Annotated in this window: 24 protein-coding genes; 13 read left to right on the forward strand and 11 right to left on the reverse strand. The window is 65.0% G+C overall.

All coding sequences use genetic code 11. From position 1 onward, the window contains the following. Positions 1-6: 6 nt before the first annotated feature. On the forward strand, positions 7-336 hold the full coding sequence (locus NLM25_RS10600; protein WP_254136902.1) for a DUF2160 domain-containing protein: 330 nt from the start codon (positions 7-9) through the stop codon (positions 334-336). A 130-nt stretch (positions 337-466) separates the two neighbouring features. After that, positions 467-2,209: an ABC transporter substrate-binding protein gene (locus tag NLM25_RS10605; RefSeq protein ID WP_254141152.1), complete on the forward strand. Its 1,743-nt coding sequence runs from the start codon at positions 467-469 to the stop codon at positions 2,207-2,209. A 187-nt stretch (positions 2,210-2,396) separates the two neighbouring features. Here the strand turns inward: NLM25_RS10605 and NLM25_RS10610 are convergent, their stop codons facing one another. From NLM25_RS10610 to NLM25_RS10630, 5 genes are all read right to left on the reverse strand, one after another. Next, complete coding sequence (locus NLM25_RS10610; protein WP_254136903.1) at positions 2,397-3,497, reverse strand: alkene reductase; 1,101 nt, start codon at positions 3,495-3,497, stop codon at positions 2,397-2,399. Between the two features lie 172 nt (positions 3,498-3,669). After that, positions 3,670-4,173: a DUF1993 family protein gene (locus tag NLM25_RS10615; RefSeq protein WP_254136904.1), complete on the reverse strand. Its 504-nt coding sequence runs from the start codon at positions 4,171-4,173 to the stop codon at positions 3,670-3,672. Between the two features lie 290 nt (positions 4,174-4,463). Continuing rightward, positions 4,464-5,765: a lytic murein transglycosylase gene (locus NLM25_RS10620; protein ID WP_254136905.1), complete on the reverse strand. Its 1,302-nt coding sequence runs from the start codon at positions 5,763-5,765 to the stop codon at positions 4,464-4,466. A gap of 123 nt (positions 5,766-5,888) precedes the next feature. Beyond that, complete coding sequence (locus NLM25_RS10625; protein ID WP_254136906.1) at positions 5,889-7,826, reverse strand: glycosyltransferase; 1,938 nt, start codon at positions 7,824-7,826, stop codon at positions 5,889-5,891. Further along, the gene (locus NLM25_RS10630) at positions 7,826-9,172 is read right to left on the reverse strand and encodes an HlyD family secretion protein (RefSeq protein WP_254136907.1); all 1,347 of its coding nucleotides are present in this window, start codon (positions 9,170-9,172) and stop codon (positions 7,826-7,828) included. The genes NLM25_RS10625 and NLM25_RS10630 overlap by 1 nt, the downstream gene beginning before the upstream one ends. A 285-nt stretch (positions 9,173-9,457) precedes the next feature. Here NLM25_RS10630 and htpX point away from each other — a divergent pair, with 285 nt between their 5' ends. After that, on the forward strand, positions 9,458-10,402 hold the full coding sequence (gene htpX, locus NLM25_RS10635) for a zinc metalloprotease HtpX (RefSeq protein WP_254136908.1): 945 nt from the start codon (positions 9,458-9,460) through the stop codon (positions 10,400-10,402). A gap of 137 nt (positions 10,403-10,539) precedes the next feature. Then, positions 10,540-11,181, forward strand: a complete 642-nt coding sequence (locus tag NLM25_RS10640; protein ID WP_254136909.1) for a tetratricopeptide repeat protein — start codon at positions 10,540-10,542, stop codon at positions 11,179-11,181. Between the two features lie 180 nt (positions 11,182-11,361). Here the strand turns inward: NLM25_RS10640 and NLM25_RS10645 are convergent, their stop codons facing one another. Both NLM25_RS10645 and NLM25_RS10650 read right to left on the reverse strand, forming a co-directional pair. Then, positions 11,362-11,703: a hypothetical protein gene (locus NLM25_RS10645; protein ID WP_254136910.1), complete on the reverse strand. Its 342-nt coding sequence runs from the start codon at positions 11,701-11,703 to the stop codon at positions 11,362-11,364. 174 nt (positions 11,704-11,877) lie between these two features. Beyond that, positions 11,878-12,684: a hypothetical protein gene (locus tag NLM25_RS10650; RefSeq protein WP_254136911.1), complete on the reverse strand. Its 807-nt coding sequence runs from the start codon at positions 12,682-12,684 to the stop codon at positions 11,878-11,880. Between the two features lie 229 nt (positions 12,685-12,913). On the opposite strand from NLM25_RS10650, the gene NLM25_RS10655 reads away from it, so the two are divergent. Continuing rightward, on the forward strand, positions 12,914-13,207 hold the full coding sequence (locus tag NLM25_RS10655; RefSeq protein WP_014497428.1) for an antibiotic biosynthesis monooxygenase: 294 nt from the start codon (positions 12,914-12,916) through the stop codon (positions 13,205-13,207). 158 nt (positions 13,208-13,365) lie between these two features. On the opposite strand, the gene NLM25_RS10660 is transcribed toward NLM25_RS10655, so the two are convergent. After that, a complete protein-coding gene (locus NLM25_RS10660; protein WP_254116841.1) occupies positions 13,366-14,811 on the reverse strand; it encodes a short-chain fatty acyl-CoA regulator family protein in 1,446 nt (481 codons plus the stop codon). A 233-nt stretch (positions 14,812-15,044) separates the two neighbouring features. On the opposite strand from NLM25_RS10660, the gene NLM25_RS10665 reads away from it, so the two are divergent. The 3 genes from NLM25_RS10665 to NLM25_RS10675 all read left to right on the forward strand — a co-directional run bounded on the left by NLM25_RS10665 (position 15,045) and on the right by NLM25_RS10675 (position 17,661). Further along, positions 15,045-16,676, forward strand: a complete 1,632-nt coding sequence (locus NLM25_RS10665; RefSeq protein ID WP_254136912.1) for an isocitrate lyase — start codon at positions 15,045-15,047, stop codon at positions 16,674-16,676. A 28-nt stretch (positions 16,677-16,704) separates the two neighbouring features. Next, the gene (locus tag NLM25_RS10670; protein WP_212487936.1) at positions 16,705-16,911 is read left to right on the forward strand and encodes a hypothetical protein; all 207 of its coding nucleotides are present in this window, start codon (positions 16,705-16,707) and stop codon (positions 16,909-16,911) included. Positions 16,912-17,106: 195 nt separating this feature from the next. Next, complete coding sequence (locus tag NLM25_RS10675) at positions 17,107-17,661, forward strand: hypothetical protein (RefSeq protein WP_254116844.1); 555 nt, start codon at positions 17,107-17,109, stop codon at positions 17,659-17,661. 19 nt (positions 17,662-17,680) lie between these two features. On the opposite strand, the gene NLM25_RS10680 is transcribed toward NLM25_RS10675, so the two are convergent. After that, entirely contained in the window at positions 17,681-18,562 is an 882-nt protein-coding gene (locus NLM25_RS10680; protein ID WP_254124201.1) for a metallophosphoesterase, read from the reverse strand. A gap of 143 nt (positions 18,563-18,705) precedes the next feature. Between NLM25_RS10680 and NLM25_RS10685 the strand changes: the two genes are divergently transcribed. After that, positions 18,706-19,197, forward strand: coding sequence for an NUDIX domain-containing protein (locus NLM25_RS10685; RefSeq protein ID WP_254136913.1), 492 nt, complete (start codon positions 18,706-18,708; stop codon positions 19,195-19,197). A gap of 20 nt (positions 19,198-19,217) precedes the next feature. On the opposite strand, the gene NLM25_RS10690 is transcribed toward NLM25_RS10685, so the two are convergent. Then, on the reverse strand, positions 19,218-19,595 hold the full coding sequence (locus tag NLM25_RS10690) for a DUF2304 domain-containing protein (protein WP_254136914.1): 378 nt from the start codon (positions 19,593-19,595) through the stop codon (positions 19,218-19,220). Positions 19,596-19,659: 64 nt separating this feature from the next. Beyond that, entirely contained in the window at positions 19,660-20,442 is a 783-nt protein-coding gene (locus NLM25_RS10695) for a glycosyltransferase family 2 protein (protein WP_254124202.1), read from the reverse strand. A 143-nt stretch (positions 20,443-20,585) separates the two neighbouring features. Here NLM25_RS10695 and NLM25_RS10700 point away from each other — a divergent pair, with 143 nt between their 5' ends. From NLM25_RS10700 to NLM25_RS10715, 4 genes are all read left to right on the forward strand, one after another. Then, on the forward strand, positions 20,586-21,722 hold the full coding sequence (locus NLM25_RS10700; protein WP_254136915.1) for a hypothetical protein: 1,137 nt from the start codon (positions 20,586-20,588) through the stop codon (positions 21,720-21,722). 59 nt (positions 21,723-21,781) lie between these two features. After that, positions 21,782-22,300, forward strand: coding sequence for a GNAT family N-acetyltransferase (locus NLM25_RS10705; RefSeq protein ID WP_254136916.1), 519 nt, complete (start codon positions 21,782-21,784; stop codon positions 22,298-22,300). A gap of 29 nt (positions 22,301-22,329) precedes the next feature. After that, on the forward strand, positions 22,330-22,809 hold the full coding sequence (locus NLM25_RS10710) for a GNAT family N-acetyltransferase (protein ID WP_254136917.1): 480 nt from the start codon (positions 22,330-22,332) through the stop codon (positions 22,807-22,809). 108 nt (positions 22,810-22,917) lie between these two features. After that, complete coding sequence (locus tag NLM25_RS10715) at positions 22,918-23,169, forward strand: hypothetical protein (RefSeq protein ID WP_254136918.1); 252 nt, start codon at positions 22,918-22,920, stop codon at positions 23,167-23,169. Positions 23,170-23,210 lie beyond the last annotated feature (41 nt).

Raw genomic sequence — 23,210 nt, forward strand, 5'->3', positions numbered from 1 at the left:
GCATCAATGGAATCTATCGCATGGATGGCCTGGACGCTGCCGACGGCGATCTTCTTCGCCGCGCTCGCCTGCACCCTCGCGGTCATGACGTACCTCGCCGCGGTCTATCCCGAAGCCGAGCGCGTCGGCGTGCTCAGCATTCCGACGACGCGGGGCGACCGCCTGTTCATCTCCCTGATCGCGGCGGCCGTCATCCACCTTCTGTGGATCGCCTTCGCGGGCACCGACACACTCGCCACCCTGCCGATCGGCGAGGAAGGTTTTGAGATTTCGAGCCTATGGCTCGCAAGTGGGATTTCGCTGGCCACGGCCGTGCTCATTTTTCGCACGGTCTGAAGCTCGCGAAGGGACGGCCAGATCCGGGGGCAACCCGGGCCTGTATAAAATTTTGTCGCTGCAACGGAGGAACAACATGCGACAGTTTAGGAGAAGGAAAGGTCCATTGACCAAGAATAGCTTTCTGACCATGTCCAGCGCCGCCGCCATCGTAGCGGTGTCGTTCGCCGTCTCGGCGCCGGTCCGCGCCGCCGACGATGCCACGATCCAGAAGTGGATTGCGGAATTCCAGCCCTCGACGCTGTCGAAGGACGACCAGAAGAAGGAGCTGGAGTGGTTCGCGAAGGCCGCCGAACCGTTCAAGGGCATGGAGATCAACGTCGTCTCCGAGACCATCACCACCCACGAATACGAGGCGCAGACGCTCGCCAAGGCGTTCTCCGAGCTCACCGGCATCAAGCTCAAGCACGACCTCATCCAGGAAGGTGACGTCGTCGAGAAGCTGCAGACCCAGATGCAGTCCGGCAAGAACGTCTATGACGGCTGGATCAACGACTCCGACCTGATCGGCACGCACTTCCGCTACGGCCAGACCATCGCGCTGTCGGACTACATGACCGGCGAGGGCAAGGACGTCACCGACCCGATGCTCGACGTCAACGACTTCATCGGCAAGTCGTTCGGCACCGCGCCGGACGGCAAGCTCTATCAGCTGCCCGACCAGCAGTTCGCCAACCTCTACTGGTTCCGCTACGACTGGTTCACCAACCCGGACTACAAGGCCAAGTTCAAGGCCAAGTATGGCTACGAGCTCGGCGTGCCCGTGAACTGGTCCGCCTATGAAGACATCGCCGAGTTCTTCACCAACGACGTCAAGGAGATCAACGGCGTCAAGGTCTACGGCCATATGGACTATGGCAAGAAGGACCCGTCGCTCGGATGGCGTTTCACCGACGCCTGGCTGTCAATGGCCGGCAACGGTGACAAGGGCATTCCGAACGGTCTGCCGGTCGACGAATGGGGCATCCGCATGGAAGGCTGCCGTCCGGTCGGCTCGAGCGTGGAGCGCGGCGGCGACACCAACGGTCCGGCCGCGGTCTACTCGATCACCAAGTATCTGGAGTGGATGAAGAAGTATGCTCCGCCGCAGGCCCAGGGCATGACCTTCTCCGAGTCGGGTCCGGTGCCGGCTCAGGGCAACATCGCCCAGCAGATGTTCTGGTACACCGCCTTCACCGCCGACATGGTGAAGCCGGGCATCGCCGTGATGAACGCGGACGGTACGCCGAAGTGGCGTATGGCTCCGTCACCGCACGGCTCGTACTGGAAGGAAGGCATGAAGCTCGGCTACCAGGACGCCGGCTCGCTCACGCTGTTGAAGTCGACCCCGGCTGACCGCCGCAAGGCGGCCTGGCTCTATCTCCAGTTCATCGTCTCCAAGTCAGTGTCGCTGAAGAAGAGCCATGTCGGTCTCACCTTCATCCGTGAATCCGACATCTGGGACAAGTCGTTCACCGAGCGTGCGCCGAAGCTCGGCGGCCTGATCGAGTTCTACCGCTCGCCCGCGCGCGTGCAGTGGACCCCGACCGGCAACAACGTGCCTGACTATCCGAAGCTCGCGCAGCTGTGGTGGCAGAACATCGGTGATGCGTCGTCCGGTGCGAAGACGCCGCAGGCCGCGATGGATGCACTCGCGGCCGCTCAGGACTCCGTCATGGAGCGCCTCGAGAAGTCCGGCGTGCAGGGCGCCTGCGGTCCGAAGCTGCACAAGAAGGAGACGGCCGAGTACTGGTACGCCAAGGCCCAGAAGGACGGCACCATCGCTCCGCAGCGCAAGCTCGCCAACGAGAAGCCGAAGGGTGAGACGGTCGACTACGACACGCTGATCAAGTCGTGGCCGGCGTCCCCGCCCAAGCGCGCGGAAGCCAAGTAAGCGGCGCGTAGCGTCATCAAACACGAAAGGCCGGGAGCGATCCCGGCCTTTTTGTTTTGTGAGTTTAGGCACGCTGTCTCCACATCGTCATTGCGAGCGCAGCGAAGCAATCCAGAATCGTTCCGCGGAAGCAGTCTGGATTGCTTCGTCGCTACGCTCCTCGCAATGACGGAGGAGAGAGCGGAGTTTACTCCGCAGGCTCGGCCGCCAGCGTCGGGTAGTCCGTGTACCCCTTGGCGCCGCCGCCGTAGAACGTGGTCTTGTCCCAGTCGTTCAGCGCCGCGCCCTGCTTCAGCCGTTCGACCAGGTCGGGGTTGGAGATGAACGGCTTGCCGAAGGCGATGAGATCGGCCGCGTTGGCCTCCAGCACCTTGCTGGCGAGATCGAAATCGTAGCCGTTGTTGGCGATGTAGGCGCCGGCGAAGCGCTTGCGCAGGCTTGCATAGTCGAACGGTGCGATGTCGCGCGGACCGCCGGTGGCGCCTTCGACGACATGGAGATAGACCAGCTTGAGCGCGCTGAGGCCGTCGACGATGTGATCGAACAGGGCTTGCGGATTGCTGTCGGTGAGGTCGTTGGCCGGCGTCACCGGTGAGATGCGGATGCCGGTGCGCTCGGCGCCGGCTTCAGCGGCAACTGCTTTGGAGACCTCGAGCATCAGCCGCGCGCGGTTCTCGATGGAGCCGCCATAGGCATCGGTGCGCTTGTTGGCGCCGTCCCTGGCGAACTGGTCGAGCAGATAGCCGTTGGCGCCGTGGATCTCGACGCCGTCGAAGCCGGCCTCCAGCGCATTTCTAGTCGCACGCTTGAAGTCGTCGATGATTTCAGGAATTTCCGAGAGCTCGAGCGCGCGCGGCTCGGAGACGTCGGCAAAGGTGCCGTTCACGAAGGTCTTGCCCTTGGCGCGGATCGCGCTCGGCGCCACGGGGGCTGCGCCATTGGCCTGGAGATCGACATGCGAGATGCGGCCGACATGCCAGAGCTGGATGAAGATCTTGCCGCCGCGCTCATGCACACGGTCGGTGACCTTGCGCCAGCCGGCGACCTGGTCCTTTGAGTAGATGCCGGGTGTATCCTGGTAGCCCTGGCCCTGCTGTGAGATCTGGCTCGCTTCGGTGACCAGGAGGCCCGCGGACGCGCGCTGACTGTAATAGTCCGCGGCAAGCGTACCAGGTACGAACGTGCCGGGCGCGGCGCGGTTGCGCGTCAGCGGCGCCATCACGAAGCGGTTGGCCAGCGTGATCGGGCCGAGCTTGTAGGTCTCAAACAATTTGGTCGGACGGCTCATGGGAATGCTTCCAGGCGATGAGAGATGACGAACACTTGTGCATCGCGACATCGGGCGCAAGGGAGGAGCCATACGGAAAGTGCAGGCGAGCTACGCGGCAGGGCCCGCGTAGCATGATTCATGTGCAATCCCGGCCATGGCAGCAGATTTGCGCTGCCATGGCCTGCGACCCTCAGTTCGCGCCGAGGAAATCGCGCTTGCCGATCTCGACGCCGTTGTGACGCAAAATGCCGTGGGCGGTCGCGGCGTGGAAATAGAAGTTCGGCAGCGAGAACGCGCTCAGGAATTGCTGGCCCTTCATCGTGGTCGTCTTGTTGGGACCGGACGGGAAGGTGACGTCCTTGGCCTCGGCGCCCTCGAACTGCTCGGGCTTGAACGACTTCACGTAGTCGATCGTCTTGGCGAGCCGCTGCTTCAGTTCGGCGAAGGTGGTCTCGGTGTCGGGGTTGGAGGGTACATCGCTGTGGGTCAGGCGCGCGCAGCCCTTAGTGGCGAAATCGCTGACGAGCTGGATCTGCTTCGACAGCGGCAGCATGTCCGGGAAGAGCCGGGATCCCAGCAGGACGCTCGGGTCGATCTTTTTCGCCGCGCAATGCGCCTCGGCTTTAGAAAGCAGGCCGGTCAGGCTGTTCAGCATTTGCAAATAGGAAGGGACGACGGCGTCGTGGAAGGACATGTGATGCTCGCTCTCATGGTGGGAAATCTCAGGAGAAACCTGAGCCACTCACATGGGAGCCTCATGGAAAAATACAATCGCGAGAACGGCTTGTGCGGTGCGAAAATTCTACTCCGTTTGCTCGTGGTGCTATCGGCGCCACACCCCCGCTGTCATCGCCCGCCACACCCTCGGTGTCATCGCCCGGCTTGACCGGGCGATCCAGTACTCCGAGGCAGCTGTGATTGAACCGACAGGCCGCGGCGTACTGGATTCCCCGCCTTCGCGGGGAATGACGACGGATAGATTATTTACCGCACCACTGCCCCCGGCTGCGCCTGCGCTGTGCCGCCGCGCATCCGCGCCAGCAACTCCGCCGTCGGCCAGGAATCGGCGGGCAGGCCGAACTTGATCTGCATCGCCTTCACGGCGGCGCGGCTCTGCTGGCCCAGCACGCCGTCGACCTTGCCGACATTGAAGCCGGCCTGCACCAGAAGCTGCTGCAATTGCTTGAGCTCGTTGAACGGCAGTTGCGCGACCGGTTGTGTCGGCTTGCGCATCGGTGCCGCGCCCGCGATGCGGGTGGCGAGATAACCCGCGGTGGTCGAATAGATCAGCGAATTATTCCACTCGGTGTAGGCCGCGAAATTCGGGTATGCCATGAAGGCCGGCCCGTTGCGTCCCATCGGCAGCAGCACGGATGCGGCGAGATTGTCGTTCGGCAGCGGACGGCCGTCGGGATAGCTGACCCCGAGCTGCGCCCATTTCGAGCGCGGCAGCTGTACCGTGAGGTCGGTCTGATCCCACGGCAGGTTTTGCGGCACCTTGATCTCTTCCAGCCACGGCTCGCCGCGCCGCCACTTCAGGCCGTTGGCGATGTAGTTCGCGGTCGAGCCGATCACGTCGTCCTCGCTGCGCAACAGATCGCGCCGCCCGTCGCCGTCATAGTCGACGGCGTAGTTGACGTAATGCACGGGGAGGAATTGCGTCTGTCCGAGCTCGCCGGCCCAGGAGCCGACCATCTCGTCCGGATGCAGATCGCCGCGGTCGATGATCTTCAGCGCGGCGATGGTCTCGTTGACGAACATCTCCGAGCGGCGGCAGTCATAGGCCAGCGACACCAGCGATTTCAGCGTCGGCAGATTGCCCATGTTGACGCCGAAGTCGCTCTCGAGGCCCCAGAACGCTGCGATCACCGCCGGCGGCACGCCGTATTCCTTTTCCGCGCGCGCAAACGCCGCCGCATGGTTCTTGATGTGCTGCTGGCCGTTCTGCATGCGATAGGGCGCGGCCATGCGGCCGGCGAATTCGGTGAAGAGCTGGCCGAACACGCGCTGGCCGCGATCGCGGTTGACGATGCCCTGATCGTAGACAAGATACGGCGAGGCCTCCAATATCGTCCGCTGCGACACGCCGGCGGCGACAGCCTGGCTCTTCACGTCCGCCAGGAATCGATCGAAGCTCGCACCGTTATGGCAAGACGCTGCGCGCGGCGACGGCGCGGTGGCCCTGGGCGCCGCAGGCCTTGCGGGCGGCGGCGCGAACTGGGCGGAAGCGGTGGCGCAGCATGCGAAGAGCGCGACGGCCGCGATCACAAATCGGGTCTGGAGCATAAGGGTTCCGGCGGGGAGGGGAAGGCGTGGATTCGCCTGAAGTCTAGGTGAAGTGACGGCCTCAGGCCATCCTTTCCATGCCATGCCGGCGCACGGAATGCGAGCCGATCGACGCCGCGCGGCTCACCCGAACAGCCGCATCAGCAGCGCTTTGCCGACCGGGAGCGCCCTGACGCCGCGATAGGCGCGCACATATTCGCCGGCATAGAACGCCCGGATCGCATGCACGCGCGTGTCCATGCCTTCCTCGAACCGCACCGCAAATCCATCGATGGTCCGCCGCACCACGATGGCCGCGATCGCGCGGCCATAGATGCGGCATTCGATCGTGCTGCCGGGGCGGGGCGGATCGGGATCGATCAGCCGGGCGCCGGTAATCGAGATATCGGCGAGCCGCGCGAGATGCGACCTGCCGTCCTGGCGCAGCAGCACCGGCTCGTTGCGATCGAAGCGCTCCGCCTTGCGCTTGCGCGGCTGCTCGATGCAGACGAAGCAGACCACGGCGAGGATGAACGCGTTGTAGAGGCTCCAGGCCAGAGCCAGTCCGCCATAGGCGATGTTCTCGCCGCGCAGGTGCAGGATGAAGGCATAGGCGACGGCCGCGAGCGTGATGACGAGGGCACTGCCATAGAGCCGCAGCAGCGGCCATTCGACGAAACGCCTGTCGCGGTCGCCGCCTTTCGCGGTGACCTTGAATTTGTGCCCCTTCGGCCTCAACAGGCCGGCTGCCACCGCCTTGAGCACGGCGGGCGCAGCGATCAGTTGCGAGACGTCCGTCATCATCGCGAGCGAACGGCCGCGCGACAGCCAGGCCATGCTGAGACCGTGCCAGACATAGAAGGGCAGGAAGAAGCGCAACAGCTCGGTGAGGTCCGCCTGCACCGCCTTGATGCCGAACAGCAGGAACAGCCAGGGCACCACGAGGCCAGCCACCTTCGAGGTGTAAACCGCAGACCAGCTCATGAACGCATCGACCAGCGAGAGCCGGTCGATGAAGGCGAGTTTCGATTCCCGCGAGAGCGGACCGCTGCGGCCGCGGATGATCTGCATGAAACCGAGGCACCAGCGGGCGCGCTGGGTGATGTATTCCTTCAGCCCCTCCGGCGCGAGTCCGATCGTCAGCCGCTCGTTGAGATAGATCGTGGTGAGGCCGAATTCCTTCAGGCGCAGCGTGACGAGATAGTCCTCCGTCACGGAGTCGGTCGGAAAGCCGCCGATCCGCATCAGCCCGGAATAGCGAATGAGGGAGGAGGTGCCGCAGCAGAAGGCGACGCCCCAGGCGTCCTTTGCCGGCATCAGGATATCGAAGAAGAAGCGCTGCTCGTCGGGCCAGACGTCGGTCGCGGCGAGGTTGGTCTGGATCGGATCGGGATTGATGAAGTGCTGCGGTGTCTGCACCACGCCGACCGAAGCATCGTCCATGAGCGAGATGGTTCGCGCGAGGAAATCGGGCCGCGGCACGAAGTCGGCGTCGAGAATGGCGACGAAGTCCGGCTGCTCCGGAAGCGTGCCGACGTGTTTGAGCGCGTTGTTGATGTTGCCGGCCTTGGCATGGTGGTTGTCCGGCCGCGTCAGGTAATGGCAGCCGAGCTCGCTCGAAAGGCGCCGCAGCCATGGCCGCCGGCCGTCGTCCAGCACCCAGACGCGGTAATTGCCGTACGCCATGCCGGTCGCGCCGATGATGGTGCGCTCGAGGATCGACCGCTCCTCGTTGTAGGTGCAGATGAAGACGTCGATCAGCGGCGCGTGCGGATCGGTGGCGCGGCCATCGATCCGGGCCGCCTTGGTGCGGTCGATGGTCCGGCTCAGGAACAGCAGCGACAGCGCGACCGCGACGAGCGAGGCCGCTTCCAGCAGCATGAAGGGATAGCCGATCACGGCATCAGCCGTCAGATGCGGCGGTGGGAGCGTCGCCGTGACCCGCCAATGGAGATAGCGGAGCAGGAAGACCAGCGAGACGGCCGCCAGGAACGAACGCGCCATCGTGCTGTCGCGCTTCAGCAGCGGCACGATCGCCATGAACGCGCCGAGCGTGATGAGGCCGGGCGACAATGCCATCATCACAACGCGGTCTCGTGCCGGTTGAATACCACGCGGCCGGTGCGCCCCACGGTGCAGGCGTGGGACGCGGCATCGCGAGGCGCCACCGTCACGCGATAGGGCTCCTTGCTCAGCGCATCCGGATTGATGGCGAGATTGGCGGGCGCGCCGGCGGCGCCGGTCAAATTGACCACGGTGCCGGAGATCGGTGCGCCGCCGTCATTGGGCTCGAAGCTGGCGCGGTCGCCGAGCTGCAAGCGGTTGTAGACGCTCTCGGTGACGTTGGCGGTGATGACCGCGCCGCTGCAATCGAGCACCTTGAGCAGCGGTTGGCCGGCCTGCACGTCCTCGCCCGGCGAGGTCATCATCTCCCAGACGCGGCCCGCGACCGGTGTCGTGATGTTGGCTTCGGAGAGATCGGCGAAGCGGACCTCCTCGATGATGATCTCGTTGGCGAGCCAGGCGATCTCGGTGTCGGTGCGTGCAAGATCGGCCTCGAGGTCGCCGGCGCGCTGCCGCATCTCCTCCTCGCGCTGCACCGAGCTTGGCCGGTCGTTATAGCTGTCGCCGAGGAATGAGCCGTTCTGTGCCGCGGCAAGCTCGACCTTGGCGGCGTCCAGGCGCTTGCGCGCGCCGAGCTCGGTCTGCTGTGACACCGAAAGCTCGCGCGTCAGTCGCGCCAGCTCGACGGTCGAGACGTTGCCGGATTTCGCCAGCGAGGACGCGCGCTCGACGGCGGCGCTGGCTTCTTCCCGCCGCGCTCCTGCCGCTTCGATCGAGGTCTGGATCTCGGCGATGCGCGCCTCGAGCTGGAGCACGCGTCCCTCGCGGAACTGCGTGGCCTGCCGGGCCAGATCCTTTTGTGACGCCCGGGCCGAGGCGAGTTTTGCGGCAAGGCTCGGCCGCTCATTCTCCAGGCGCGACTTCTGCCGCCGCAGATCGTCGAGCCGCGTGCGATCGCCGCGCGAATTCACGACGCGCAGGACCACGGTTCCGGCCTCGAGCTTGGCCTGGTCGGCCACGCGCTGGGCGGCTGCGACGCGGCCGCCGATCGGCGTGCGCAGGGTGACGAGGCGGGAATTCAGCACCGCCTCGACGCTCGAATTCTCCCAGATCGCGCGCAGCGGCAGCCAGCCGAACACGGCAATGATGGCAAGCCCGATGGCGACCTTGGCGCCGCGCCGCAGATGCGGCCAGCGCTGCCCTGACTCCGACGCTGTCTGCGGCTCGGGCGCGTGGCTGGGCTCGTCATTGGCGAAGAGCTGCTCGTGCAGTGCCTCCTGCAATCCTTTCGCGTCGGTCTTGCTCTCATGAGCAGCGGGAGCGGATGCGGGGTCGACGGAAGCGGCGCGCGAGCGGTCCATCATGACGTCACCTTGCTGACGGAAAACCAACTGGAACCGGTCAATGCGCAAGGGCCGCGCAGCGTGCCCGGTTACCGTGCATTTTGCCGACGCTGCACTTTCCAGGTTGCTAAGCGTCCGCGGGTGTTTTTGCGCAAATCCCGCTCAAGGTTTAGCGACAGGGGAAAGGCTGGCGGCGGCCCACGCATCTGCGGCCCGGCGACGCACGAACCCTTGCAGGGGCCGGCAGCATCCATACTTCGAGGGGGCCGGCCGGAGGCTCGCCCGCGGCCGCTCCAGGAGACGGCCATGAACTACCTTCGTACCGCAATGCTGCTCGCAGGCCTCACCGCCCTGTTCATGGGCGTGGGCTACCTGATCGGCGGTGCATCCGGCGCCATGATCGCGCTCGTCATTGCCGCGGCCACCAATCTCTTCGCCTACTGGAACTCCGACCGCGCGGTGCTTTCGATGTACGGCGCGCATCAGGTCGACCGCGCCAGCGCGCCGGAACTGGTCGGGCTCGTGGCCGAGCTTGCGGGCCGCGCGGGCCTGCCGATGCCGCGCGTGTTCGTGATGGACGAGGCGCAACCCAATGCGTTTGCGACCGGGCGCAATCCCCAGAATGCTGCCGTCGCCGTCACCACCGGCCTGATGCACCAGCTCAGCCGCGAGGAGCTTGCCGGCGTCATTGCGCATGAGCTTGCCCATATCAAAAATCACGACACGCTGCTGATGACCATTACCGCGACTCTCGCGGGCGCGATCTCCATGCTGGCGCAGTTCGGCATGTTCTTCGGCGGCAATCGCAACAACAACGGCCCGGGCATCGTCGGCTCGATCCTGATGATGATCCTGGCGCCGCTCGGCGCCATGCTGGTGCAAATGGCGATCAGCCGCACGCGCGAATACGCCGCGGACAATCTCGGTGCGCGCATCGTCGGCCAGCCGATGTGGCTGGCTTCGGCGCTGGTGAAGATCGAAGGCGCCGCACATCAGGTGCCGAACTTCGAGGCGGAACGAAATCCCGCGACCGCGCACATGTTCATCATCAATCCGCTGTCGGGCCACGGCGTGGACAATCTCTTCACCACCCATCCCTCGACGCAGAACCGCATCGCAGCGCTCCAGCAGCTCGCGGCCGAGCTCGGCGCGCAGGCGGCGCCGTCGCTCGGCGCCAACGAAAACTATCCGCCGCGGAGCCCGTGGGGCCGCTCGTCCTCACGAGGTCCTTCTCCTGGTCCCTGGGGCTGACGCGGAACCGGCCGGAAATTGCGCCCGGCTTTGTGACCTGGCGCACACAGGATGGTCCCGGCCGGTGTTAACACCACGGCGAGACTGTTCCTTCGAAAGGGGATGCGTGGCCGGCCCTCTGCCTGCCACGGTCGAAGATGACCAAAGCTGCGGTACCATTGCTGATCGTCCTGGGCGTGCTCATTGGCCTGTCCACGCACACGGTCGTCAATTGCGGGGACGAGGACGAGCCCGACGTCTGCTCGGCCGTGATCGGCTTCTCGCCGCTGCGGGGATCGCTGATCGCTTTCGCCTATGAGGGGCGTGGGCGGATCGCGCTACGCCACGGCGACTTCAGGCGGGCGATCGCCGATTTCGACGAGGCCATCCATCTCAATCCCAATCGCGCCTCGCTCTATCGCGACCGGGCGGAGGCGCGCCGGCAGAACGGCGACCTGGAGCTTGCCATCGAGGATTACGACGAGGCGATCGCGCATGATCCCAGGCGCGCCGCGCCCTATCACCAGCGTGGCCTGGCGCTCGCCGCCACCGGCGATCTCGATCGCGCCATCCTGAGCTACAACACGGCGGTCCGCCTCGACCCGTCGGATGCGCAGTCCCGCCTCGACCGTGGCCTCGCATTCCTGGCCCGCGGCCAGTCCGACGACGCGCGCGCCGATTTCGAAGCCGCACTTGCACTGCCGGTCGGCAAGGACAACCGCACCCGCGATGCGGCGCGCGCAAAACTCGCCGAGCTCGCCAGTGCCGAGCCGCCCCATGTTGTCGCGCCGAGAAGGTGAGATTCCAAAGCCGCATTCGCCGATTTGCCCTCTCCCCTTGCGGGAGAGGGTGGCTCGCCGCGCAGCGGCGAGACGGGTGAGGGGTCTCCATCCTCACGAACAGTATTGCGAGTGGAGAGAACCCCTCATCCGGCGCTTCGCGCCACCTTCTCCCGCAAGGGGAGAAGGAAGAAAGTGCGCCTACTTCGCCTTCTTGGCTTTCGCCTTCTTCGCCTTGGCCTTCTTCTCAGGCTTCGCCTTCTCCACCTTCACCGCGACCGGCGTGCTGGCGGCGAGGCGCATGGCGCGGGCGTAGCTGTCGGCGACGTTGTCGGCGGACATCTGGAGCCGCTTGGCCGCAGTGGTGGCCTGCTCCATCGTGGCCTTGGCCATCATCTTGAAGCGGTCGCCGGTCTCCTTGCCCTTGGCCTTGGCCGCAAGGCCGTTGAAGCGATCCCGCCGCTCCTTGGCGCGGGTCAAAAGGCCCGTATGCAGCTGTCTGGCCAGTTGCCGGATCACGACATCCAGGTCGGCGTCCGCCATGTTGTTCTATCCTCTTCGAAAACGGTATCGATGCGGGCGGGACTATGCAGATCGGGCCCCGCCTTGGCAATTCCCGGCGGTGCGTCATCCGCAGCTTCCGGTTACCAAAACAAAAAAGCCGCGCATTTTCGCGCGGCTTTTGCGGTGGTCTGGCGCGCGAGTGCTACGCCTGCCTTACTTCAGCGAGGCAACCGGGCCGCTCGACGGTGCCGGGTCGGGGTCGAAGCCGAACACGCCGACCAGATATTTGTAATAGTCCGGCATCTTCTCCTTGAGCGCATCGCGCGACTTCGGGTCGTGGAAGTCGCTCTTGCCGGCCAGGAAGATGCTGGCGGTCACGGCAAAGAATTCCATGGGATTCTTCATCGCATAGGAGTCCTTGGGCAGCAGGTCCTTGGACTTGGCCAGGGCGTAATAGCCGATCACGCCCTTGTTGGCGTAGCCGTCCGGCAACAGCCGGGCGTGATAGGCGTGCAGCAGCTCGTGCAGCAGCACGGCCTCCTTCTCGTAGCGCATCATGTCCGGCCGCAGCATGATCACGCCGAGGCCTGAATCGACCGCGAGGTCGACGGCATTGGGATTGGTCCAGCGCTGCGTGGCATGGTCCCACACCGTCAGCGCCCGCGGCACGGGGCGTTCGACGTTCGGGGTGACGCGGCCGTAGCAGGCGGTTGCGGCGCCTTCGTCGAGGCAGGCCAGCTCGCTCGCGATGATCGGGACGGTGCGGAAGAAGCGCAGCACGCGCGGCGACAGGCCGGCGGATTCGACGACGTCGATCTGGCTCTTCAGGTTCTCGGTGAGCTTGTCGACATCCTTGCGGTCGGAATTCTCCGACAGGTCGAACATGTAGCCCCGGTAGCTCTGGAAGCCCGACGGCAGCGCCTGCGCGGCCCCGGCCGATGCGTCGAGCGATCCGGCAATGGATGGATTGGCGAAGAGCGCGCCCATAACGGTCGCGGTCAGCAGCAGCGCAACGCGCATGATGAACCCCCTGATGTCACTTCCCCCGGCAGAATAGGTCGTCGCCGTTTGCGAAAAGTGAGTGCGGCGAGACTAAGGCACCGATGTTGAGGCGTGCTTAATCGTTGGTTGCAGATCGCCGGGGCGGATTAGCGCGGGATTAACCAAGCGTGGATCGGCCGCGCGCTTCGGCGTAACATGCGGTGCGGGCAACTGGTCCGCAGGTCCAGACAGCCGGTAGGAGGATGCCATGTATGCCGCCATCCGTCAGGCCAAGGCGAAGAGCGGGAGCGCGGAAGAGCTGGCGCGCCGCATCAAGGACGGGGCCGTTCCGATCATCAGCGACGTCGACGGTTTCCGCGCCTATTACGTCGTCTATGCCGGTGACGACACGGTCACCGCGATCTCCATCTTCGACAAGTTCGAGCAGGCGGAGGAGGCGAACCGGCGCGCGATCGCCTGGATCGAGAAGGATCTGGGGCCGCTGCTGGCAGGGCATGCGAGTGCCGCTGCGGGGCCGGTGATCGTGCATACGCTGGCGTGAGGGCGGGCTGTCGCCAATCATTCAGCTGTCATTGCCCGCGAAGGCGGGCAATCCAGTACTCCGTGACAGCAGTGATTGAGCCGACGGGCCGCGGCGTACTGGATGCCCCGCCCCCCGTGCGCAATTGCGCACTAGGCGGGGCATGACAGCGGTGAGTCTCACAACTCCCGCGCATTCGAGAACGCGAAGCTCGACACCCGCCGCGTCGTCTCGTCCAAGATCAGCGTGCGCGTGATCGGCGGTTCGGCGCGCTGGGCGCAGTTTTCGCGTTCGCAGAGGCGGCAGTTGACGCCGATCGGTGTGCCCTCCGTTTTCTCCAGGTCCATGCCGGAGGCGTAGACGAGGCGGGCGGCGTGACGGATCTCGCAGCCGAGGCCGATGGCGAAGCGCGGCTGCGGCAGCGGATGCGGCGCGACGGGGCGGCGCACCATCTGCGCGATCGAGAAATAGCGCGTGCCGTCGGAGAGCTCGATCACCTGCTTGAGCAGGCGATCGGGCGTGTCGAAGGTCGAGTGCACGTTCCACAACGGACAGGTGCCGCCGAATTTCGAGAACGGGAACGTTCCGGAGGAGAAGCGTTTCGACACGTTGCCGGCATTGTCGACGCGCAAGAGGAAGAACGGAATGCCGCGCGCGTTCGGCCGTTGCAGGGTGGTGAGGCGATGGCAGACCTGCTCGAAGCCGGAATTGAAGCGCTGCGCCAGCACATGGATGTCGTAGTTGAGCGCTTCTGCCGCCGCCAGGAATGTCGGGTAGGGCATCATCACGGCGGCGGCAAAGTAATTGCCGAGCGTGATGCGGAACAGCCGCCGCGGCGCGTCGTCGAGCGGGCCGGCACGGCCGATGATGGTCTCGAGGGCTTGCGCGCATTCACCCAAGCCCAGCTGGAAGGCGAGCTGGAAGGCGCGGCCGGGCGGATCGACCAGCTCCGAGATCAGGAGCTGGCGGCGATGGCGGTCGAAACGCCTGAGCGTCTCGCGCATCACGTCGACGGGCATGATGCGGGTCTGGATCGAATGTTTTTCGCGCAGGCGCGCGGCGAGCGCGGCATAGAGCCCCTCGGCCGGCACGTTCAATTCGTCACGAAGGGTCTCCGCGGCCTGCTCCAGCTCCGGAAAATAGTTGCGATTGGCCTCGATCAGCTCGCGCACGCGCTCGACCGGATTGGCCTCATAGCGCGTGCCGACGTCGCGGTCGGCCATCTGCGCCGCGGCCAGGGTCTCGCCCTGGCGCGCCTCGGCATAGGCCGCATAGAGCCGTTGCAGCGCATGGGTGACGCCGGGGCAGAGTTCGGCGAGGTCGCGCAGTTCCTGCTTGGGAACGTCGATCTGACGGAACAGCGGGTCGGAGAAGATCTCGTTCAGCTCGGCGAAGAAGCGGTCCTCGTCGGCGGTGGCGAGGTCGCGCAAATCGAGGTCATAGGTCTCGGCCAGGCGCAGCAGGATCTGCGCCGTCACCGGGCGCTGGTTGCGCTCGATCAGATTGACGTAGCTCGGCGAGATCCCGAGCCCCTCGGCGATCTGGGTCTGCGACAACCCCAATTGCTGCCGGATCCGCCGAAAGCGCGGGCCGACGAACAGTTTCTTCCCGGACTCAGCGGGCATTGTCAGATCTCCAGAGGCGGCAAGGTCAGCATATATGACCTATATTTTTTACAAAATTTACAAAATAACATCTATTACATGTTCCGATGTTACATGACATCACCATTCGAAGACAAGCCATCTGTACGAACTTCTCTTTCTGGCGTTTAGCTCATGACACGCATTTCGCAATGCACTGTCAAAAATGTCGTGAGAAGGCTTCGCGCTTTGTCATCAGCGAAAGGATCGAACAGATGAATTATCAGCCCCGTGGCATCACCCTCCAGGGTCCGGCGTCGTACCAGAGCGAACTCGACGCGGCCCAGGCGCTCCTCGAGAAGCAGCCGACCTGGAACGGCGTGTCGGCCGAGGCCGTCGCGCGCATGCGCCTCCAGAACCGCTTCAAGACGGGCCTCGACATCGCCCGCTACACCGCGGCGCTGATGCGTGCCGATATGGCGGCCTATGACGCCGATCCCACCAAGTACACCCAGTCGCTGGGCTGCTGGCACGGCTTCATCGCCCAGCAGAAGCTGATCTCGGTCAAGAAGCATTTCGGCGGCAAGACCGATCGCCGTTACCTCTACCTGTCGGGCTGGATGATCGCGGCGCTGCGCTCCGAGTTCGGACCGCTGCCCGACCAGTCCATGCACGAGAAGACCTCGGTGCCGGCGCTGATCGAAGAGCTCTACACCTTCCTGCGTCAGGCCGACTCGCGCGAGCTCAACGACATCTTCCGCCAGCTCGACGCCGCCCGGAAGGAAGGCGACAAGGCGAAGGAGAAGTCGCTGATCGAGAAGATCGACAACTTCCAGACCCATGTCGTTCCCGTCATCGCCGACATCGACGCCGGCTTCGGCAATGCCGAGGCGACCTATCTGCTCGCCAAGAAGATGATCGAGGCGGGCGCCTGCGCGCTCCAGATCGAGAACCAGGTCTCGGACGAGAAGCAGTGCGGCCATCAGGACGGCAAGGTCACCGTGCCGCACGAGGTGTTCCTGGCGAAGATCCGCGCCTGCCGCCATGCGTTCCTCGAGCTCGGCATCGAAGACGGCGTCGTCGTGACCCGCACCGACTCGCTCGGCGCCGGCCTGACGCAGCAGATCGCGGTCAGCCACAAGCCGGGCGACATCGGCGACCAGTACAACAGCTTCCTCGATTGCGAGGAAGTCACGCCGGAGAACGCCCGCAACGGCGACGTCATCATCAACCGCAACGGCAAGATGATGCGTCCGAAGCGCCTGCCCAGCAACCTCTACCAGTTCCGCGCCGGAACGGGCGAAGACCGCTGCGTGCTCGACAGCATCACCTCGCTGCAGAACGGTGCCGACCTGCTCTGGATCGAGACCGAGAAGCCGCATATCGAGCAGATCGCCAAGATGGTCGATCGCATCCGCAAGGTCGTTCCGAACGCCAAGCTCGCCTACAACAACTCGCCGTCGTTCAACTGGACCATCAACTTCCGCTGGCAGGTCTACGACGCGATGAAGGAAGCGGGCAAGGACGTCAGCAAGTACAACCGTGCCGAGCTGATGAAGCCGGAATACGACGATACGCCGCTGGCCATCGAGGCCGACGAGCGCATCCGCACCTTCCAGGCGGATTCGGCCAAGCGCGCCGGCATCTTCCATCACCTGATCACGTTGCCGACCTATCACACGGCTGCGCTCTCGACCGACAATCTGGCGAAGGAATATTTCGGCGAGCAGGGCATGCTCGGCTACGTCAAGAACGTGCAGCGCGCCGAGATCCGTCAGGGCATCGCCTGCGCCAAGCACCAGAACATGGCCGGCTCCGACATCGGCGACGACCACAAGGAATACTTCGCGGGCGAAGCCGCCCTGAAGGCGGGCGGCGCCCACAATACGATGAACCAGTTCGGCTAAACGCAGAACGCTTGAGAGGAGAGCGACAATGACCAACAGCAATTTCTGGGTGATCGGCGGCGAGTTCGGTTCGATGAACTTCCACAAGCTCGTGGAAGGCTCTGCCCAGGTCAAAGGCCCCTTCAAGTCCCGCAAGGAAGCCGAGGACTGCTGGAGGGAAGTGTCGGAAGAGAGCCGCCACAAGGCCGGCGTCCGCTTCTCGATCGTGGAAGAGCCGTCGCGGGTCTCGGCCTGACGCCCGGCCGCCGACCTAAAATCTAAGAAGACGTCCAAGGACGGAGGGTCCCATCCGGCGCAAGCCGGGTGGGATCGTCTGTTTTTGGCACAGGCGAACCGGTTGTGGGCGGCGTAAGCCTCTGGAATTGTGGACCCTTTGCGGAGGGTGTGGTTGCTGATAGGTTAATGGCGGCAAGTGAGGACGAGGCCGACAATGTCAGAGCCCGAGACCAGCGGGACCCAGCCCAGCCAGCCGCGCCCGGTGCGGCTGCGCGATGCTCTGCTGCGCGCACGGATCGAGGCCGCCGACCGGACCGGCGTGGTCGTCGATTTGCGCGATGCGGAGCTGGCGCGGCTGGAGATCCTCAACGACGCGCTCGATCCCCTGTTCGCGCAGGTGCCCGACCAGATCGACCTGTTCGACCGCGGCATCAGCCAGGGCGATACGCCGAGACTCTGGATCGATGTCGTCGCGCACATCATGATGGGGCGCGACAAGCGGCAGTACCGCTTCGTTCAGGACACCCGCTTCGGCCGCATCGTGCTCGCCGAATCGCACGACACCGCCGTGATCGTCGAAGCCGTGACGGACTACGTCGCCCGCCGCATGATCGAGCGCGAGCATGCCATGGTGGTGTTGCCCGAGCCGAAGCCCGAGGTCGCCCCGCCGCCGCGCCGTTCGCGGGTATGGCCGTTCGTGTTCGGGTTCGTGCTCGGTGCCGCCGCGCTGTTCGGCATCGCCGTGGTTGCGGCCCTGCGGAGCTGGTGACGGTTTTTCCGTTGGTGAACTAAATCAGCCGTGCCTGCTTGATCTGCCGGATCTGAAATCCGGACCCGAGGCCCCGCACCGTCTGCTCGCAGCGCCAGCCGGCATTGTCCTTCTCGATCGTGAACAGGTTATACGCGGCCGCCGGGTAGCGCCCGTGGGCGAGCGCGGAGGCCGACGGCACGCCGATCGCGGGGATGTTGCCGTTGGGGCCCTCGAACCACATCGTCGAATGAATGTGGTCGTGCCCGTGCAGGATCAGCTCGACGCCGTGGCGCCTGATCAGTGCCAGCAGCGCGGCCGCGTCGGTCATCCGCTTCTGGCGCGTGCCGGACTTCAGGGGATGATGCACCAGCAGCACGCGGAAGACGTCCTCGGCTGCGAGGCGGTCGAGGACCGCTTCGAGGGCTGCGAGCTGATCGCGGCCGAGCGTGCCCGTCGCCATCAGCGGCAGGGTCGGCACCGCCGTGGACAGGCTGATCAGCGCGAGCGGCCCGCGCCGGCGCACGCCGGGAAAGCCGATGCGGCCGTCGTCGCCCGCAAGATAGGGTGCAAAGGTCTCGCCGAAGCGGTGAGAGGTGGCGCGCACATAGGCGTCGTGATTGCCGGGAATGGTGGTGACGCGGTCGGGCGGACCGACGCCGTCGAGCCAGGCGCGCGCCGGCGCGAACTCCGCCTCCAGCGCCAGATTGACGAGATCTCCCGTGACCGCGATGTGGTCGGGCGTCTGCGCGTGGACATCGGCAACCAGCGCGTCGAGCACCTCGCGGCGCTGGTACTTGTGGCGGTTGCGCGTCCAGTTGACATAGCCGAGAGCGCGCTTGCCCGCGAGCTCGATCAGCCGCGGCTTCGGCATTGGCGGCAGATGCGGGTCGGACAGGTGGGCGAGCGTGTAGGGAGCCAACGTGTGGTGAGTCATGGCGCGCGATTGCCTCGCTATTCGTCCGCTGTAATGGCAAGGTCGCGGGCACTGTGCAAGCGGGGCCCGGACCGGGGCCTGTTGGGAATTTTCTTGGGAGTTTTCTCGGGAGTTTGTTTGGGAGCCTGATGGGGGATCGTCTGAACGGTATCCGACGGAAATTCGAGCCGCTGCTGCGGCGGATCTTTCACGCCTATTTCCTGCTGGTCCGCGGCATGACGCTCGGCGTCCGCGCCGTGGTGCTGGATTCCGAGAACCGGGTGTTCCTGGTCAGGCACAGCTACATCGCCGGCTGGTATCTGCCCGGCGGCGGCGTCGATCTCGGCGAGACCATGGAGCAGGCGATGCGGCGCGAGCTCAAGGAGGAGGGCGATATCGATCTCACGGGTGATGCCGTGCTGCACGGTATCTTCCTCAACAACCACGTCTCCCGCCGCGACCACGTCGCGGTCTACGTCGTCAGGCAGTTCAGGCAGGATCGCCTGCCCGCGCCCAACCACGAGATCGTCGAATGCGGCTTCTTCGCGATCACGGCGCTGCCCGAGGGCACCACGCACGGGACGCGGCAACGGCTCGCGGAAGTGCTTGACGGCAAGCCGCCGACCGCGACGTGGCGCTGAAGAAATTCGGCGTTGAGCACTCAGCCGCCGTTCTGGCCGCTCTCCTTAGCCTTCATCTCCAGCGCCATCAGGCTCTGCTCCTGGATCAGCGCGCAGTTCTGCCGCTCCAGCCGGTGCAGTCGCGCCGTCATGTTGTGCATGAAGGCGAACACCACCAGGAACAGCGCGCCGAACATCACGACGAACGGAAACACGACACCGGTCAGGTGGCTGACGAGATAGGCCAGCGTCGGAAACAGCGCGAAGCCCGCGGGGATGATCGCCACCATGGACAGCATCAGGAAGTCATAGAGATCGAACTTGCCTTGCAGCGTCTTGCGCAGCAGCACCAGCATGTAGATCAGCGCAAAGGCCGAGATGACGACGACCGTCTCTGGACTCGGAAGGGCATCTGTCACGGCTGCGTCCTCAAAATGTTTGGCGCTGTGATGGGAGTGCAAATCGGAGGGGAGCTGCCCGGCGTCATCGCGATCTCACGAGACGCGCGAGCAGGATATAGCCGAGGACGCGGATCATGTAGCTCGCCGACTTCAATCCATCGATCGAGCTGGCGCCGGTCTCCCGCGCCCGCATCTCCACGGGAACCTCTTTGACCGTCAGTCCCGCGCGCATCGCCCAGGCCAGCGAGATCGGCTCCGGAAAATCCGTCGGATAGGCTTTTGCGAAGAAGGCGATGGCGGAACGATCCATCAGCCGCATGCCGCTGGTCGGATCGGTGATGCGGCCGCCGCCGCTGAACAGACCGTTGAGCGCAAGCACGATCATCCTGATGCCGGCGCGCCGCATCCGCGTCGAGCAGAAGCCGGCATGGTCGATGAAGCGGCTTCCGATGGTGATGTTGGTCGGGTCCTTGCGATGGGCGTCCAGCAGCGTCTCGATGGCGCGCGGATCATGCTGGCCGTCGCCGTCGATCTGGATGCAGAAATCGAAATCCTGACGCGCCGCGTATTTGATGCCGGTCTGCACGGCGCCGCCGATGCCGAGATTCTGCGCGAGGCGGGCGACCGGCGAGCGGCGGCTTGCCACCGCGGACGTCGCGTCAGACGAGCCGTCGTCGACAACCAGGGTGTGGTAGCCGCAGCCGGTTGCCGCGATCTCGCTCAGCAGACCGCCGACCGAGGCCTCCTCGTTGAAGCAGGGAATGATGAGCAGGATCCGTGCCGCAGCGGCCGGCGGTGCGGCGGCACCGTCCCGGTACGTGTCGGCCGAAGCCAAGTCCGTATTTATACCCGTACCCAAGCCCATGTCGGCCACGTCTGCCTCACCTCCTGACTGCCCGCCTTTGCTATACTTGCCGAGGCTTTTCCTGTACAGGCAGCGGGCCATTTCAAGCTGCGGGGGCGGCCCGGCGAATGCCGATCAGAGCTGTTAAAGTATTTTTTTCAATTGTGTTTCTGGCAATTCTGGCCAGCAACATCAGGCTGATCTCGCATTGGAACGAGAGCCGCGGCGTCTATGACGACATCTGCTATCTCAGGCAGGCGCATCTGTTCCAGCGCTTCGGCTGGCAAGGGCTCGACACCAGCCTCGCCCGTGAAACCGACGGCTATCTCGCGGCCAAGCTGCGCAGCATCGATTTTCCGAACTGGAACGAACCGACGCGGGCACCCTGCCACACCCAGACTGCCGACGGCAGCAAATGGGTGATGACGCCGCCGCCGGGCACGGGCTTCGTGCTGGCGCTGTTCCCGGAGGGGTTCCAGGTCATTCCGCTCTATATGGCGGCGAATTTCATCATCGCGGCCGTTGCGCTGTACGGGCTGTGGCGCGCGCGGGAGCCGTTGTCGTTGACATCAGCCGCGTTGTTCGGCGCGCTCTCGATCTACTTCATGATCAATCCGACCAAGGCGAGCTATTCGATGGCGCCGACCATTGTCGTCTGCGCCCTCGCAGGTCTGCTTACCGCGCGGCTGTTCGTCGACGAGGGGAGGCGCCGCGTGCTGATGGTCGCGGCCATCGGCGTCCTGCTCGGCCTGTCCGCGAGCTTCCGGATCGCGAACGTCGTTCTGTCGGCCGGCTATTTCCTGTTCTTCGGATTGTCGTTCCTGATCTGGCGTAACCGCGAGACGTTCGTGTCGGGCCTCGTGCTTGGCCTTTCGTCCCTCGTCGGGCTGTTGCCGGTGTTTGTGGCGAACCTGGTCAATTCGGGCCATCCGCTGGTCTCGGCCTATGGCGGTCAGGATACTGCGCCGCCGAGCCTCGACCCCGCCGTGCTGCTGGCCTATCTCCGCGACACCCAGTTCCCGCTGATCGTGATCGCCTGCGTCGGGACCGCGCTATTGTGGCGCTTCGCTGGCGATGATGGCGTCCGCAAACTCGCGTTGCTGGTGGCAAGCAATCTCGCGCTGAATCTGGCGTTCTTTGCCACGCATCCGGTCTTCACGCAGTATTACGTCATCCCGGCCCTGATGCTGTCGCTCTGGACGCTGCTGTTCGCGGCCGTCCTCAGCCGCGGCCCGGCACGGGAGTTTATCGCCCACGAGCCCGATGGACCGCGGCGCGCCGAGATGTTATCCCGCGTCTGACATTGACGCGTTTTCCTGACGCGAACCGGGGCCCAATTCGCTCGAAGACGCATGCTGCCATGACCGATCTCTCGCTCACCATCCTTCCTGAAGCTGCCGGCGACGCCCAGGCGATCGAGCGGCTGCACGAACGCACCTTCGGCCCCGGCCGCTTCGTGCTCAGCGCCTACCGCATCCGTGAGCACGTCGACCATCTGCTCGAACTGTCCTTCACCGCCCGCATCGGCACGCTCCTGGTCGGCTCTGTCCGGCAGTTGCCAATCCTGGTCGGCGAGACGCCGGCGCTGCTGCTCGGACCGCTCACCGTCGAGCCGCCGTTCCGCGACCGCGGCATCGGCCGTCTCCTGATGGAGCGCGCGCTGAAGGACGCGAAGGAGAAAGGTCACCGCCTGGTGCTGCTGGTCGGCGACGAGCCCTATTACAGCCGCATCGGATTCAAGCAGGTCACCAAGGGCCGCATCACCATGCCGGGCCCGGTCGACGCCGCGCGCGTCCTGGTGTTCGAGCTCGTCGACGGCGCCTTCGAGGGCGTGTCGGGACAGGTCGGTCCGGACTGGAGCAAGGCGCGGGCAGGGTAGCTACGACACTCTCTTATGGAGTTTCGACGATGCAGGTGCGTCCCGCTGAGGCCGGTGAGATCGATCATCTCGCGCAGCTGTGGCACGACACCTGGCATGGATCGCATGCCTCGCTTGCGCCGCCCGAGCTGGTCCGCCTCCGCACCCTCCCGAATTTTCGCGATCGGCTCGCGGTCATGCTTCCCAACATCAGCGTCGTCGGCCCGGCCGGCACGCCTTTGGGCTTCTGCGCCATCAGGGGCGACGAATTGTACCAGCTCTTCGTGTCGTTCGAGGCGCACGGCGCGGGTGTGGCTGCTGCACTGATCGCCGACGCCGAGGCCCGGCTCGCCGCGCGCGGTGTGGAGCTGGCGTGGCTCGCATGTGCGGTCGGCAATGCGCGCGCTGCGCGGTTCTACGAAAAGAGCGGCTGGCGCAACGCCGGCAGGTTCGTGATGTTTTCGGAGACGTCGAACGGGCCTTTCCCCAAAGACCAATGGCGCTTCGAGAAGCGGCTGGGAGCCCCGTAAGACGCGAGAATTTCCCCAACGTCGCGAGCTGATCCTGGCATCCCATTTGCTGAGCCTGCAAGAAACCGCAGCCCCGCAATTGGGTCTGTCCCAGATTGAGGCGATAACATGCAACCGACGTTCCGTTCCGACGCAGCTGCGTCCCTTCACCTCCATGCGCTCATCTCCGACCTGCGCTGGCGTATCCAGATGCTCGAGGCCGATATCCGGGACGAGGAACGCAAGGCCGGAAATGCCGATCCCGGCAGCGAAACCTATCCCATGCTTGCTTTGTCGCTGCGGGCCCGGCTGGACAATCTGCGCGCCTCGACCGCGATGCTGGAGCGGCGGTCGGAACATCCGTCCGCACGCGCGGCCTGAGCGGCTTCGACACGCTGGCACTGCGACGCGCCGAAGACGCG

Origin of the sequence: Bradyrhizobium sp. CCGB01 (assembly GCF_024199795.1) — a bacterium.
Taxonomy (GTDB): Bacteria; Pseudomonadota; Alphaproteobacteria; order Rhizobiales; family Xanthobacteraceae; genus Bradyrhizobium.

Bases quoted from the DNA above. Each gene is read 5' to 3' on its own strand.
- NLM25_RS10675 (WP_254116844.1), top strand. From the start codon at position 17,107: ATGTCAGAGCCCGAGACCAGCGGGACCCAGCCCAGCCAGCCGCGCCCG.
- NLM25_RS10620 (WP_254136905.1), bottom strand. From the start codon at position 5,765: ATGCTCCAGACCCGATTTGTGATCGCGGCCGTCGCGCTCTTCGCATGC.
- NLM25_RS10665 (WP_254136912.1), top strand. From the start codon at position 15,045: ATGAATTATCAGCCCCGTGGCATCACCCTCCAGGGTCCGGCGTCGTAC.
- NLM25_RS10695 (WP_254124202.1), bottom strand. From the start codon at position 20,442: ATGGGCTTGGGTACGGGTATAAATACGGACTTGGCTTCGGCCGACACG.
- NLM25_RS10610 (WP_254136903.1), bottom strand. From the start codon at position 3,497: ATGAGCCGTCCGACCAAATTGTTTGAGACCTACAAGCTCGGCCCGATC.
- NLM25_RS10630 (WP_254136907.1), bottom strand. From the start codon at position 9,172: ATGATGGACCGCTCGCGCGCCGCTTCCGTCGACCCCGCATCCGCTCCC.
- NLM25_RS10685 (WP_254136913.1), top strand. From the start codon at position 18,706: ATGGGGGATCGTCTGAACGGTATCCGACGGAAATTCGAGCCGCTGCTG.
- NLM25_RS10625 (WP_254136906.1), bottom strand. From the start codon at position 7,826: ATGATGGCATTGTCGCCCGGCCTCATCACGCTCGGCGCGTTCATGGCG.
- NLM25_RS10640 (WP_254136909.1), top strand. From the start codon at position 10,540: ATGACCAAAGCTGCGGTACCATTGCTGATCGTCCTGGGCGTGCTCATT.
- NLM25_RS10655 (WP_014497428.1), top strand. From the start codon at position 12,914: ATGTATGCCGCCATCCGTCAGGCCAAGGCGAAGAGCGGGAGCGCGGAA.
- NLM25_RS10600 (WP_254136902.1), top strand. From the start codon at position 7: ATGGAATCTATCGCATGGATGGCCTGGACGCTGCCGACGGCGATCTTC.
- NLM25_RS10650 (WP_254136911.1), bottom strand. From the start codon at position 12,684: ATGCGCGTTGCGCTGCTGCTGACCGCGACCGTTATGGGCGCGCTCTTC.
- NLM25_RS10710 (WP_254136917.1), top strand. From the start codon at position 22,330: ATGCAGGTGCGTCCCGCTGAGGCCGGTGAGATCGATCATCTCGCGCAG.
- NLM25_RS10705 (WP_254136916.1), top strand. From the start codon at position 21,782: ATGACCGATCTCTCGCTCACCATCCTTCCTGAAGCTGCCGGCGACGCC.
- NLM25_RS10670 (WP_212487936.1), top strand. From the start codon at position 16,705: ATGACCAACAGCAATTTCTGGGTGATCGGCGGCGAGTTCGGTTCGATG.
- NLM25_RS10645 (WP_254136910.1), bottom strand. From the start codon at position 11,703: ATGGCGGACGCCGACCTGGATGTCGTGATCCGGCAACTGGCCAGACAG.
- NLM25_RS10605 (WP_254141152.1), top strand. From the start codon at position 467: ATGTCCAGCGCCGCCGCCATCGTAGCGGTGTCGTTCGCCGTCTCGGCG.
- NLM25_RS10660 (WP_254116841.1), bottom strand. From the start codon at position 14,811: ATGCCCGCTGAGTCCGGGAAGAAACTGTTCGTCGGCCCGCGCTTTCGG.
- NLM25_RS10715 (WP_254136918.1), top strand. From the start codon at position 22,918: ATGCAACCGACGTTCCGTTCCGACGCAGCTGCGTCCCTTCACCTCCAT.
- NLM25_RS10615 (WP_254136904.1), bottom strand. From the start codon at position 4,173: ATGTCCTTCCACGACGCCGTCGTCCCTTCCTATTTGCAAATGCTGAAC.
- htpX (WP_254136908.1), top strand. From the start codon at position 9,458: ATGAACTACCTTCGTACCGCAATGCTGCTCGCAGGCCTCACCGCCCTG.